The 10,926-nt window shown below is 60.7% G+C and carries 15 protein-coding genes and 3 pseudogenes; 7 read left to right on the top strand and 11 right to left on the bottom strand.

Annotation, left to right across the window (positions count from 1 at the left end):
* Positions 1 to 864: pseudogene (gene trbB, locus BGO16_RS03090) on the top strand (P-type conjugative transfer ATPase TrbB); the annotation flags it as partial.
* Here the strand turns inward: trbB and BGO16_RS18085 are convergent.
* The 5 genes from BGO16_RS18085 to BGO16_RS03070 all read right to left on the bottom strand — a co-directional run bounded on the left by BGO16_RS18085 (position 846) and on the right by BGO16_RS03070 (position 4,717).
* Positions 846 to 1,169: a tyrosine-type recombinase/integrase gene (locus BGO16_RS18085; protein WP_363091363.1), complete on the bottom strand. Its 324-nt coding sequence runs from the start codon at positions 1,167 to 1,169 to the stop codon at positions 846 to 848. The pseudogene trbB and the gene BGO16_RS18085 overlap by 19 nt on opposite strands.
* Positions 1,166 to 2,083 (bottom strand): integrase arm-type DNA-binding domain-containing protein, encoded by a 918-nt coding sequence (locus tag BGO16_RS03085; protein WP_292617140.1) that lies wholly within the window; start codon positions 2,081 to 2,083, stop codon positions 1,166 to 1,168. The genes BGO16_RS18085 and BGO16_RS03085 overlap by 4 nt, the downstream gene beginning before the upstream one ends.
* A 229-nt stretch (positions 2,084 to 2,312) precedes the next feature.
* Entirely contained in the window at positions 2,313 to 4,010 is a 1,698-nt protein-coding gene (locus BGO16_RS03080; protein WP_292617139.1) for a recombinase family protein, read from the bottom strand.
* A 13-nt stretch (positions 4,011 to 4,023) separates the two neighbouring features.
* On the bottom strand, positions 4,024 to 4,404 hold the full coding sequence (locus tag BGO16_RS03075; RefSeq protein ID WP_292617138.1) for a helix-turn-helix domain-containing protein: 381 nt from the start codon (positions 4,402 to 4,404) through the stop codon (positions 4,024 to 4,026).
* Complete coding sequence (locus BGO16_RS03070; protein ID WP_292617137.1) at positions 4,394 to 4,717, bottom strand: type II toxin-antitoxin system HigB family toxin; 324 nt, start codon at positions 4,715 to 4,717, stop codon at positions 4,394 to 4,396. Before BGO16_RS03070 ends, BGO16_RS03075 begins: the two co-directional genes overlap by 11 nt.
* Positions 4,718 to 5,174: 457 nt before the next feature.
* Here BGO16_RS03070 and BGO16_RS03065 point away from each other — a divergent pair, with 457 nt between their 5' ends.
* The 3 genes from BGO16_RS03065 (at position 5,175) to BGO16_RS03055 (ending at position 6,701) form a co-directional block, all read left to right on the top strand.
* Positions 5,175 to 5,405: a DUF6429 family protein gene (locus tag BGO16_RS03065; RefSeq protein ID WP_292617136.1), complete on the top strand. Its 231-nt coding sequence runs from the start codon at positions 5,175 to 5,177 to the stop codon at positions 5,403 to 5,405.
* A 343-nt stretch (positions 5,406 to 5,748) separates the two neighbouring features.
* Positions 5,749 to 6,420 (top strand): DNA methyltransferase, encoded by a 672-nt coding sequence (locus BGO16_RS03060; protein ID WP_292617135.1) that lies wholly within the window; start codon positions 5,749 to 5,751, stop codon positions 6,418 to 6,420.
* Positions 6,421 to 6,551: 131 nt separating this feature from the next.
* A complete protein-coding gene (locus BGO16_RS03055) occupies positions 6,552 to 6,701 on the top strand; it encodes a hypothetical protein (protein ID WP_292617134.1) in 150 nt (49 codons plus the stop codon).
* 141 nt (positions 6,702 to 6,842) lie between these two features.
* Here the strand turns inward: BGO16_RS03055 and BGO16_RS03050 are convergent, their stop codons facing one another.
* On the bottom strand, positions 6,843 to 7,322 hold the full coding sequence (locus BGO16_RS03050) for a hypothetical protein (RefSeq protein WP_292617133.1): 480 nt from the start codon (positions 7,320 to 7,322) through the stop codon (positions 6,843 to 6,845).
* Here BGO16_RS03050 and BGO16_RS03045 point away from each other — a divergent pair.
* Positions 7,312 to 7,632, top strand: a complete 321-nt coding sequence (locus BGO16_RS03045) for a DUF736 domain-containing protein (protein ID WP_292617132.1) — start codon at positions 7,312 to 7,314, stop codon at positions 7,630 to 7,632. The genes BGO16_RS03050 and BGO16_RS03045 overlap by 11 nt on opposite strands.
* A 219-nt stretch (positions 7,633 to 7,851) precedes the next feature.
* Here BGO16_RS03045 and BGO16_RS03040 read toward each other — a convergent pair whose 3' ends face one another.
* Positions 7,852 to 8,235 carry a type II toxin-antitoxin system VapC family toxin gene (locus BGO16_RS03040; protein ID WP_292617131.1) on the bottom strand — a complete coding sequence of 128 codons (384 nt, stop codon included), beginning with the start codon at positions 8,233 to 8,235 and terminating at the stop codon, positions 7,852 to 7,854.
* Positions 8,232 to 8,432 (bottom strand): type II toxin-antitoxin system VapB family antitoxin, encoded by a 201-nt coding sequence (locus BGO16_RS03035; protein ID WP_292617130.1) that lies wholly within the window; start codon positions 8,430 to 8,432, stop codon positions 8,232 to 8,234. Before BGO16_RS03035 ends, BGO16_RS03040 begins: the two co-directional genes overlap by 4 nt.
* Positions 8,433 to 8,742: 310 nt before the next feature.
* Here BGO16_RS03035 and BGO16_RS03030 point away from each other — a divergent pair.
* Positions 8,743 to 8,853 (top strand): annotated as a pseudogene (locus BGO16_RS03030) (DUF6499 domain-containing protein); the annotation flags it as partial.
* Positions 8,854 to 8,898: 45 nt separating this feature from the next.
* On the opposite strand, the gene BGO16_RS03025 reads toward BGO16_RS03030, so the two are convergent.
* The gene (locus BGO16_RS03025) at positions 8,899 to 9,348 is read right to left on the bottom strand and encodes an IS5 family transposase (protein ID WP_292617152.1); all 450 of its coding nucleotides are present in this window, start codon (positions 9,346 to 9,348) and stop codon (positions 8,899 to 8,901) included.
* A gap of 124 nt (positions 9,349 to 9,472) precedes the next feature.
* Positions 9,473 to 9,654, bottom strand: a pseudogene (locus tag BGO16_RS03020) (transposase); the annotation flags it as partial.
* 202 nt (positions 9,655 to 9,856) lie between these two features.
* On the opposite strand from BGO16_RS03020, the gene BGO16_RS03015 reads away from it, so the two are divergent.
* Positions 9,857 to 10,378 (top strand): DUF2285 domain-containing protein, encoded by a 522-nt coding sequence (locus tag BGO16_RS03015; protein WP_292617129.1) that lies wholly within the window; start codon positions 9,857 to 9,859, stop codon positions 10,376 to 10,378.
* A gap of 33 nt (positions 10,379 to 10,411) precedes the next feature.
* Here BGO16_RS03015 and BGO16_RS03010 read toward each other — a convergent pair whose 3' ends face one another.
* The gene (locus BGO16_RS03010) at positions 10,412 to 10,699 is read right to left on the bottom strand and encodes a DUF2285 domain-containing protein (protein WP_292617128.1); all 288 of its coding nucleotides are present in this window, start codon (positions 10,697 to 10,699) and stop codon (positions 10,412 to 10,414) included.
* Positions 10,700 to 10,926 lie beyond the last annotated feature (227 nt).

Here is a 10,926-nt window from a genome sequence, read left to right as displayed (position 1 = left end):
GACCCCGGCATCGTCGAGGTGATGCTCAATCCCGACGGTCGGCTCTGGATCGATCGCCTGTCCGAAGGTTTGTCCGATACAGGTGCGATTCTCGCGCCCGCGGATGGCGAGCGCATTATCCGTCTTGTCGCGCATCACGTCGGCGCTGAAGCCCATCCCGGCGCGCCGCGTGTCTCAGCCGAGTTGCCCGGAACGGGAGAGAGATTCGAGGGATTGCTTCCCCCGGTCGTGTCCGCGGCGGCGTTCTCGATCCGCAAGCCGGCGATCGCGGTGTTCACGCTCGATGATTATGCGGCGGCCGGCATCATGACGTCGGCCCAGGCTGCGCTCCTGCGTAAAGCAGTGGCAGAGCGCCGCAACATTCTGGTTGCCGGCGGCACCTCGACAGGCAAGACCACGCTCACCAACGCGCTGCTTGCCGAGGTCGCCGAGACCACCGACCGCGTGGTGCTGATCGAAGACACCCGCGAACTGCAATGCAAGGCGCGCAACCTGGTGGCACTGCGCACCAAGGACGGTGTCGCGACACTGTCCGATCTGGTGCGCTCTTCGCTGCGCCTGCGTCCCGATCGTATTCCGATCGGCGAAGTCCGCGGCGCCGAAGCCATCGATCTCCTCAAAGCGTGGGGCACGGGGCACCCCGGCGGCATCGGCACCATCCACGCCGGCACCGCGCTCGGTGCGCTGCGGCGGCTTGAGCAGCTTATTCAGGAAGCGGTCATCACCGTGCCGCGCGCGCTGATCGCCGAGACGATCGACATCGTCGCGGTGCTTGCCGGCCGCGGCGCACAGCGTCGGCTCGCCGAGCTTGCCATGGTCGCCGGCCTTGATCCTGCAACCGACGACTATCGCGTTCTGCCGTCCGAGGCGGACGGCCGTGTCCCCGAAATGGCGGACGATTCCGAAGAATCGCGGGAGGTTGAGAACAGCGCAGCGGCGAGGCGCTCAGAGATCTTATCGGCGGCCTGCTTGACAGCATCAGATGCAAGATGAGCGTATCGAGCAGTCGTCTGAACCTGAGTGTGTCCAAGCAGTTTTCCGATCATGGACAGTCCTTCACCGACTTGAAGACCTCCCGAAGCGAAGGTGTGCCGTAGGTCGTGAATGCGAACGTCGTCGAGCATGGCCTCCGAACGAATTCTTCGCCACGGATGCTGAAGGTCGGTCAGGTGTTGTTTTTTTTTCTTACCGACGATACATACGGGTTGTCGTTGACGCGACGTAGTGACTTCAACACAGCAAAGGCCGCATTGCCGAGGTAAACTGTTTTCGCCCCCGTTTTGCTGTCCGGAAGACGAAGCTCCTTCGCCTCAAGGTCCACATGCACCCACTTCAGCGTTTGGATCTCCGATAAGCGGCATCCCGTCAGAAGAAGGAGACGGAAGGCCGCGACCGCGTAGGGGGACTCCGTTCGATCGCTTTCGGCTTCGGTCAACACCGACCCGAGCCGTTGTAACTCTGCTGCGGAAAGAAATCGCTCGCGCTTCTGCTCCGGATATCGCTCGATGTCCTCGCAAGGGTTGGTATGTTTGTCTCTTAAGCCCCATGTCTCGGCGAGATTCATCATCTTCGAAAGCACCCCAAGGGTTCGGTTGGCCTGATAGGGAATGTGGGAGTGCGATCCGTGCAGATCGGCAACGTCGGCCGTGGTAACGGAGCGAACACGCTGCTTGCCGAAGAACGGCTCAAGAAAGAGTTCGACCGAGCGCCGATACTCGCCTTGCGTGGATGGCTTGCAGCGAGCGGGCACATATTGTGTCAGAAATCGCTGGCCCAATTCCTTCATCGTGGTCGATTGGCGTTCGGCATCGCGCAGTGCTGCCGGATCGCCGCCCGCGCCGCGCACATTGCCCAGCTTCAGCGTAGCCTCGCGCCGCGCCTTGTCAGCCGTGACAGGGCCGAATTGTCCCAGCGTGATGCGCCGCGTTCGGTCGTGCCGCCGGTACTGCACGAGGAAAAATCGCTTGCCGCTGGGCATGACTCGCACGCCGAAGCCCGGAAGCTCTTTATCGAACACGATGTAATCGACGTCTTTGACCGCGAGACCTTCGACCGATCGTTTGGTGATTTTGAATTTCGACATGAGCGCATCTGTTCGCCTTACGTCCACGTCCATTTCGCCGTCAAATCTTTGGACGATGGACTGTCGTGGAAGCGGCGTGGAAGCGGCGCGACGAAAGTTGTGACGTAGCGCTTCGTACATTATGAGTGATCAGGGACGTCGAAAAAGCAAGTGTCTACAGGGCGTTATCGTAGCTGCGCGAAAGAATACAGGGACGGTCGCAAAGGAGCGAAAAGGCGGTTTAGCAAACTCATAACCTGAAGGTCATAGGTTCAAATCCTATCCCCGCAACCACCGATACCGACACTCCCGTGAGCCCGGCTCCGGGAGTGTCGTTTTTTCTACCGTTTCCAACGGCTTGGCGCTCGGTCCATTCGAGAATGGTCCGCAGTTCGCCATGTAGGGTGGCAAGAATTTCGCCCCGTTCCGGCCCCGGCGTCAGCACGATCCTCTCGATCAGCATCCGCAAAGCCTCCGCCGCCTGCTGCCGTTCGTTGGGACGGTTCAGGGCTTTGGTCAAGATCGCAACCTTCCTCGCATAGATCGCCGAGGCTGAGGGCAGCAGGTCCGGTGCGTCCTGTGGCACGTCGGTCAAAAGCTCGCTCAGTTCCTCCTTGCGAGCTTCCAGCGCGTCCATCGCAGCGTTCATGGAGGGCTGGTACATGCCCTCCTTGATGGCTTCGATGATGCCCCGGATCTGCTTCTCGACCTTCACCAGTTCCGCTTTCCACGAGTCACTGTTGGAGCGGCGTTCGCGGTTTAGCCGGTTGGTCTCTTCGGCGCAGGCACGCATTGCCTCGGCGGCGATCTCCGGGGCCATCATCCGGTCCTTGAGGCCGGCCAGCACGCGGCGTTCCAGCTCCTCGCGCGGAATGGTGCGCGTGTTGGAGCAGGTGCCGTTGCTGATACGATTCGAGCAGGCGAAGCGATCCGCACCGCGCAGCGAGTAGGGACCGCCACAGCAGCCGCAGAAGATCAGACCTGACAGCAGCGACCTTGGGCGACGCGCGCTGTTCAACCGGTTCGTCCTGTGATGCTCGCGCACGGCTTCCCTGACGTTGACGAACTTTTCGGCGATCTTGCCCTGACGCTTGCGAACCGCCTGCCAGAGTTTGTCATCGACAATGCGCAACTCAGGTACCTTGGTCGTGATCCATGCGCTCTCCGGGTTGAGCCGCGACACGCGCTTTCCGGTGGAAGGGTCCTTGAGATAACGCAGCCGGTTCCAGATCAGCCTTCCGATATAAAGCTCGTTGTTCACGAGGCCGGTCCCGCGCCTGACGTGTCCCCGGATCGTCGTGTCTTTCCAGAGCTTGCCGTTCGGGCCGGGCACGCCTTCCTCGTTCAGGATACGCGCGATGGTGCGCGGCCCGACGCCGGCGGCGAACTCGCGAAAGATACGGCGCACGACATCGGCTTCGGCTTCATCGATCTCGCGGTCGCCGCGGATCGGCTCGCCACGCGCATCGAGTTGCTTCACCACCTTGTAGCCGTAGCAGAGCCCGCCGCCCGATTTGCCTTCCTCGACCCGGCCACGGATGCCGCGATGGGTCTTGGCGGCGAGGTCCTTGAGAAACAGCGCGTTCATCGTGCCCTTGAGGCCGACATGCAACTCGCTGATCTCACCCTCGGATAGCGTGACGATTGGCACACCCGCGAATTTGAGATGCTTGAACAGCGTTGCGACATCGGCCTGGTCGCGGCTGATCCGGTCCAGCGCCTCTGCCATCACTACGTCGAACTGGCCTGCCTGCGCATCCTGCAACAGCATCTGGACGCCGGGCCGCAGGATCATGCTCGCGCCGGAAATGCCCGCGTCCTTGTAGACGCCCACCACCTTCCACTTCTCCCGCTTCGCCTGCTCGCGACAGATGCGAAGCTGGTCCTCGATCGATGCGTCGCGCTGATTGTCGGAGGAATAGCGGGCATAGAGGGCAACGCGGGTCATGGGCGCACTCCGTTCAGGCAATCTTGTCGAGTCGGCTAGGCCGGATCAGAACCTCGGCCGAGATCCCGAGACGATCATGCAACTGCCGGATCATCTCGATCGACAGGCTCCGCTTGCGATTCAGGACGTCCGCCACCCGGTTGCGCGGCCCGATCATCGGCTCAAGGTCTTTCCGCGTCAGCCCCTGTTGCTCCATGCGGAAGCGGATCGCTTCCACCGGGTCAGGCGGATCCATCGGATAATGTTTGGTCTCGTAAACATCGATCAACGTGGCCAGCACGTCGAGCCGGTCGCCCTTCGGCGTGCCGCGCTTCGCGCCCCACAGCCGCTCGACCTCGGCAAGCGCCGCTTCGTAATCCGCCTTCGTGCGGATCGGCTTCAGGTTATTTGCCATGCTTGACTTCCTTCACATCGATCCTGTCGTAAGCCTTGTGCGTGCCGATCCACTTGATCCAGACGATACTCTTTTCAAAGTCGACAGACATGACAAGGCGATAATCATTGCCCTTGATGTTGAAGACGATCCACTCGGCACTGACGATGCTTGCAGTCGCGTAGAGCCGATTCACATCGACGGAATTCGTCCACTCCGCCTTGCTCACCTCGCCGAACCAGGCATCGAGCGCCGCCTTGACGGCAATATGATCTTTTTTTCCCGCAAGGCTGCTGACGAACTGCCGCAAGGTGCGGCGGGCGATGATCCTCATTCGTGATCTATACCATGAGACCATAATGGTCGCAAGAGCGATATGCCAAAGCCTCCGGCGCGAGGCGCCCCGGAAGAGTGATGACGGTTGGAATTCGACGGCTACGGAAGCCTGTGGTCTTTTCCCGATCTTCGACCTTTGCGTTCTCGCGCGATGCTTCGCTCGAAATGTTCACGCGCGATCTGGCGGCCGATGAGGCGCGCGAGGATCAGGACCGCCTCGTCGGCACGGCTTGCGTCGCTCCGCGCCGTTTCCGGCGAGGCCGGAGGCGCGAAGACCTCGATCCTGATTCTGTGGTGTTTGAGCGCCATTGTCTCCGAAGTTCCGGTGCCGGAAAGGCGAGGGCCATCGAAGACCTGAATGGTCACAGAAGAAAAGACGCAGATCGCAGCCGTGCGGCAAACAGGATACCCTGGCGTATAAAAAGGACGGTCTGTAACGGGAAGAGCATCGCGCAATGGAGATCGATAAGGACAAGATAGACGATGCAATCCTCGCGCTTCTTTACCTTGCGCTCGACCGCGACGGCCGCGCGTGGAAAGGCTTTGACTGGAGCGCGATGAACCGACTGCACGAGAAGGGCCTCATCGGCGATCCGGTCAGCAAGGCAAAATCCGTCTGGCTCACGGACGAGGGGATTGCCCGCTCCGAAAAGCTCTTTCGCGAGATGTTCACTGTCCGCAAATAACGCAGCCTGCTTATGGCCCTTGGCCTATCAACTGAGATAGCTCGTGCTTCCTCGATTGCCTGTGCCGATTCCCCCGATAGCCAATCTTGGTCATCCACTACGCACGGCAAAATCGCGCTGTTTTTGAAAGAAAAAGGCTATGGGCTCCGCCCTCGCGCGGCACAAGAAAACTCTCCGGCCTTTCGCGGCATAAACGGCTTCCTCCCCGTAAACGGGTCCCCTCCATTTATTCCACGGTGCCGAAGATTTGTCTGGCACCTTGCTACCCCGGTCTCGCCGACGGGCAAGGGTTCAGGAGCGGCGCTTCGCTTATCTGAACCCAAAACCTGAAGGAAATAGAGACATGACCAACAGCACCCAGGCCCCCCGTGACGTGATTTTCAATGCCGATTGCATCGACGTGATGCGCTCTTTCGCGAGGGGATCGGTGGACTTCATTCTGACCGACCCGCCCTATGTAACCCGCTTCCGTGATCGCGCGGGCCGAACCGTCGCCAATGATGACAATGGCCGCTGGCTTCGCCCCGCCTTCAACCAGATGCACCGCGTTTTGAAAGACGGCGGCTTTGCCGTTTCGTTCTATGGCTGGAACAAGATTGATCTGTTCATGGACGCATGGAAGGCGGCAGGCTTCCGCGTTGTCGGGCACCTTGTTTTCCGCAAGCGTTATGCGTCGGCGGCGCGCTTCCTTCGCTACGAACACGAGCAGGCTTATTTATTGGCGAAGGGCAATCCTGCCCGGCCCGAACGGCCAATCCCCGATGTGCTGGACTTCCCCTATACAGGCAACCGCCTTCACCCGACACAGAAGCCCATCGAAGCCCTGACTCCGCCCATCGAGGCTTTCACAAAGCCGGGCGACCTTGTGCTGGACCCGTTTTGCGGTAGCGGTTCGACCTTGGCCGCCGCGCGGCAACTCCGGCGCGACTGGATCGGCATCGAACTGGATAACGGCCACTATCGCACGGCCAGCAAGCGGCTAGCATCCCCGCAGCATCACCGGGCGGCAGCGTAAGCCGCCCTTGCTCCGAACATATGCGCGCCCGTTCGCAAGGTGGGGGCTGCAATCTCATCGTTGAACATCGGAAAGGATAACATCATGCTGCCGCCGTCTGACACATGTCGCCGCGCAGGATCGGCCGAGCCGTGACGACTGATCCGGCCGTAGCGCGCGTCGGACGCCCGAAATTCGACACCGGCGCCGATCCAGAAACCGGCTCGGCGACGCGGCCGCGCCTTTGGCACGGTCGCCGCTCGCCGGGCTGCCCGGCTCGCGAGGTCAATCGCGAGCGCTGAAGAAACGGCGGTGGCCATATCGCACGAAGCCCCGTCAGGCGCGCGGTCTGGCATGAGATGCTGCTGCGGCACGACCACGAGCTGGACCATTCCGTCCGACCTTCGCGGCGGCAGGCGGATCAGCGCCGCGCAGCTGATCGTCTAATGACGCGGAGGATTGCACAGGATCACTTCAGCGGTCTTCCAGCATCGGCCGAGTGGAAGCATCGCGGAAGAGACGGGAACGAGATCACGCCCGCGCGCCCTGGCAACGTGCAGTTTGTCCTGACAGTCAGGCCATGGAGCATCGTCGGCGAAGGCCGTGCATTCCCTTAATTCCGGCAGGTGGGAGACGATCGCTGTTGTCAGATTCCTCGCGATTTCCTGAATGGGCGTCGCATTCGCGTTCTCGATTGCTGTGGGTCTGACCGAAGACCAGCGACGCAAGCGACGCCTCGATCTTGAACCCGCAACACCCGCCCTGCGGCTTTTTTCCACCGCCGGCAGGGCCGGCTTTGCACCGCGAAAGTCAAAAAAGTCCTCGCCGAATGTTGCAGGCCAATCGTCCCCGGTCGGCCGACCCGCATCGAGGTCGCAATGATGCGACCCGATCAGAAAAAGGCATGCGACAATGGCGATCATCGGCACCTTCACCAAGAACGAGAATGGCTCCGGCTTCTCCGGTTCGGTCAAGACTTTGACCCTGAACGTCAAGGCCAGGTTCGTCCCCACCGAGGGCGAAAGTGAGCGCGGTCCCGACTACCGCATCTTCGCTGGCGCTGCCGTCGAGTGCGGCGCGGCCTGGAAGAAGATCGCCCGCGAGACGCAGCGCGAATATCTCAGCGTCAAGCTGGATGATCCGACCCTCCTGGCGCCGATCTACGCCAGCCTGTTCGAGGCCGAGGACGGGGAGAGCTTCAATCTCCTCTGGTCCCGCCGCAATAGCGACTGAGGCCAGATTCTAATGAGTCCCGCTCGAAAGAGCGGGGCATCATCATGCTCATGACCATCACCGCCAAATAGAATTTGGTGAGCTGCACGCGCACCATTCTGATCGGCTGCGGCGAAGCCTTGCCGATCGCCCATAGCTATAGCGTTTTCGGTTCTCGTGAAGATAGCGCGTCAAACAATCTAGAGCTTCGCTTCTGATTCGATCAGAAGCGAAAATGCTCTAGTTGGGCGTAGCGATCGGTCTATGCAGTTTTGCGCCAGCCTTCTCGGCCGCCGTTTTCAGGCGCTTGTCGCGGGTCCACAGCGCAGCCCCACGGTCCAGCAAAACCGACGCTAGCAGGTGCGCGTCGGTGTAACCGATCCCCATGCTGAACAGCCGATGACGTTCGATCATGATCATGATCTCATCATGCGTTGCGGCGGCAGCTTGTCGCTGCATGGCCAGAAACGCCAGCACCGTGATCCGGTCATTCAAGCCTCCTAATGCCAATTCGCCAATCACGAACGGGTGGCAAAGCAGCATATCCTCCTCGATAATCCGACGCAGCTCTGCATCGGAGTGACGAAAATGATCGATCCAGATCGACGTGTCGGCAAGGATCACTTCACAGGCTCACTCCGGCGGCGCGGTGCAGCCTCGGCCTCGGGCATTGTCCCACCAAGGACAATCAGACGCTTGCCGGTCTCGACGCGCACAAGCGTCTCGAGAGCCTGACGAACAATGGCGGCCGTTTCCTTGATGCCGGTCAGCGACCGGGCCTTCTCCATAAGCCTGTCGTCGAGGTTGATGGTGGAACGCATAATGGCCTCCTTTGTTACACCAAAAATAGCATCATTTGATGCCAAATTCAACGCCGACCTATAATAGGCGAGGGGAGTCCGGTTGAGTGGCTCGTGCGGCAACCTCAAGCACATGACAAGGCCTTGCGCGCTCTATCGGGCTGCGGCCGGCTCGTGAGGATCACACCGGTACTCCTAAAACGAGAATAAACTTGATTGATCTACTCACACGATCAAATTATCCGCACTGAATGGATAGGCGTGCTCAGCATTGATTGGAAATCTCTCTTTCGGGCGCACGCATTGCGCGCCCGAATCGGGAGGTAACGCCGTGCTGAATATCGACTGGCGTTCGTCCGCAGCATACGGACACGCAAAAGCTATCCCCGCTGCCGGCTTCGCCTGGGAATATCTGCGCCGGAATGACGATTATCGTCACGACTTCCAAACCATTGGCCTGACGGGACACCCTAGGACCGATCGACATTCATTGCAGCCAAGCCATGGCTGCGGCGAGGTGGACGAATCCAGTGAAGTAAACAGTGCGTCTGTCGTAACGGGTAGCGAAACGGCGAAAGTGCTTGAGACGGTTGAAGCAGCGCTCGATTCGGTTGCGGTATTTGTAGAGACCAGCGTTATGCGGGATGATGATTTTGCGCGTCCTGTTTGACGGGATCACCGCTTCGGCGCCCATGCTGGCGATGAGAGCACGCAAGGCATTGCTGTCATAAGCCTTGTCGGCGAGCACAGCGTCGCCGGTCTGACCTTCGAGCAGCACCGGGGCTTGGGTGACGTCTCCGGCTTGCCCGGCGGTCACGATGAAGCGCAAGGGTCGGCCCAGCGCATCCGCAAGCATGTGGACCTTGGTGGTCATCCGCCTCGGGAACGCCCCAGGGCGTGATCCTTGGCCCCCCTTTTCCGCTTGCGGCCTGCTGATGGGCGCGAACGATGGTGCTGTCGAGCATCAGATATTGGTTGTCGCGGTCGGCTGTCAGGGCGGCAAATACGCGCTCCCACACGCCGGCATGACACCAACGGCCGAACCGCCGATGCACCGTCTTCCAGCGGCCATAGCGCTCTGGCAGGTCGCACCAGTGCGCGCCAGACGTAACACCCACAAACAGCCGTTCACGAACAGGCGATTATCCGCTCCCGTCCGACCCGGATCGCCAGCCTTGGCTGGCAGCAACGGCGCAATCTTCGCCCATTGCCTGTCGCTCAGCTCGTACCGCTTGATCCCCATCGTCGAAGCTCCGTGTAGAATCACGGAGCCCTATGAATCAGCGATCAGCCCGATGCGGAATCCTGAATGTCGATCGGTCCTAGCACGCGCGAGCTGGAGACTTTCGCGCGTCGCTGGGGTTTGCGATTTCCCGTGTGATCCCGACGCGCCGCCTGACCGACAACCGCATTTCTGGGTTCCGAGCGCTCAACCGCAAGCGGTTATGCTTTCGCCTCTTGGCCACAAGGACGGCGAAACCGAACCGATCCTGACGCTGGCGCATCTCGACGGCCTCGACCTGCGCCATGCGATCGATGGATGGCACGGCATCTGGCACGCCGGTGGCGTGACACACCAATTCTGGTTGCGTGATGCAATGCCTGACGTAGCCGCCTTCTACGCGGTCTCCCTGCCGCTGGATTCGTTCCTTGAACTGCGCGCCTTTGCTGCCCGACGTTTCTGGCGATCCCTCAACGGGCGCGCGCCCGGCCCGGACTTCCGCGCCATGCCGGCGCAGACCCGCCGATTTCACATCCTGTCTCTGCGGGCGCTCGATGCGCGCCTACGCGGCGAGAGCTATCGCACCATTGCCGAAGTCTTGCTCGACTTTCATGGGACAAAGGAGGATTGGGAGGTCGATCCGCGCAAGAACAAGACCCGTCGTCTCGTCGCGCACGGCATCAAGATGATGCGGGGCGGCTATCGGCTTCTGCTCCATTACCCCATCAGAATCGACGCGCATTGAGGCATCGGGCACGTTCGTCCGCTGAATAGATCATCATGCCTTGTTGGCCGCCGCCTGTTCTAGAATCCGCCGATAGCCTTCGCGCGAGAGCCACTGCGCGCGGGCAAGGTGGCTTTCCCAGCATCGCCGGGTTCGCGCTTCATCGGAAACCGGATCACGATGCAGCACGATGCGCGCGACTTCCTTCCAGTCCGCGCCTTCCGCCTCGGCGTCGAGAAGGCGCAGATAAGTGACATAGTGCTGTTCATCGTAAGGCGTGATGTCGTTTCCCGTTGGCGCTTCGTCGTCCACATCGGGATCGAGTTCGACAGGCACTCGCATGTCTGCTCCCCGTATCCGAGACGGTTTGTCTGCGGTGCGCCCCCGCAAACGAAACTCTCTGACTCCTGGTGATCGGGGAGTTAGTAACCGTGTTGGACGGCCCCATGGCCTTTAGGCGAGAAGCCCTGAACATACGCCAAGGGCTCCTATGGTGTAGCCGCGCTGACCGCTTCACCAGGCCGAGAAGGCTTTATCATCTCTCACGTAGGTTCATCAAACGGAAGAGA

The sequence above is a fragment of the Nitrobacter sp. 62-23 genome, assembly GCF_001897285.1.
GTDB lineage: Bacteria > Pseudomonadota > Alphaproteobacteria > Rhizobiales > Xanthobacteraceae > Nitrobacter.
Note: the sequence above shows the minus strand (reverse complement) of the source record. Positions and strands in the feature narration are given on the sequence as shown.

Bases quoted from the DNA above. Each gene is read 5' to 3' on its own strand.
- BGO16_RS03085 (WP_292617140.1), bottom strand. From the start codon at position 2,083: ATGTCGAAATTCAAAATCACCAAACGATCGGTCGAAGGTCTCGCGGTC.
- BGO16_RS03080 (WP_292617139.1), bottom strand. From the start codon at position 4,010: ATGACCCGCGTTGCCCTCTATGCCCGCTATTCCTCCGACAATCAGCGC.
- BGO16_RS03075 (WP_292617138.1), bottom strand. From the start codon at position 4,404: ATGGCAAATAACCTGAAGCCGATCCGCACGAAGGCGGATTACGAAGCG.
- BGO16_RS03070 (WP_292617137.1), bottom strand. From the start codon at position 4,717: ATGAGGATCATCGCCCGCCGCACCTTGCGGCAGTTCGTCAGCAGCCTT.
- BGO16_RS03065 (WP_292617136.1), top strand. From the start codon at position 5,175: ATGGAGATCGATAAGGACAAGATAGACGATGCAATCCTCGCGCTTCTT.
- BGO16_RS03060 (WP_292617135.1), top strand. From the start codon at position 5,749: ATGACCAACAGCACCCAGGCCCCCCGTGACGTGATTTTCAATGCCGAT.
- BGO16_RS03045 (WP_292617132.1), top strand. From the start codon at position 7,312: ATGGCGATCATCGGCACCTTCACCAAGAACGAGAATGGCTCCGGCTTC.
- BGO16_RS03050 (WP_292617133.1), bottom strand. From the start codon at position 7,322: ATGATCGCCATTGTCGCATGCCTTTTTCTGATCGGGTCGCATCATTGC.
- BGO16_RS03035 (WP_292617130.1), bottom strand. From the start codon at position 8,432: ATGCGTTCCACCATCAACCTCGACGACAGGCTTATGGAGAAGGCCCGG.
- BGO16_RS03015 (WP_292617129.1), top strand. From the start codon at position 9,857: ATGCTTTCGCCTCTTGGCCACAAGGACGGCGAAACCGAACCGATCCTG.
- BGO16_RS03010 (WP_292617128.1), bottom strand. From the start codon at position 10,699: ATGCGAGTGCCTGTCGAACTCGATCCCGATGTGGACGACGAAGCGCCA.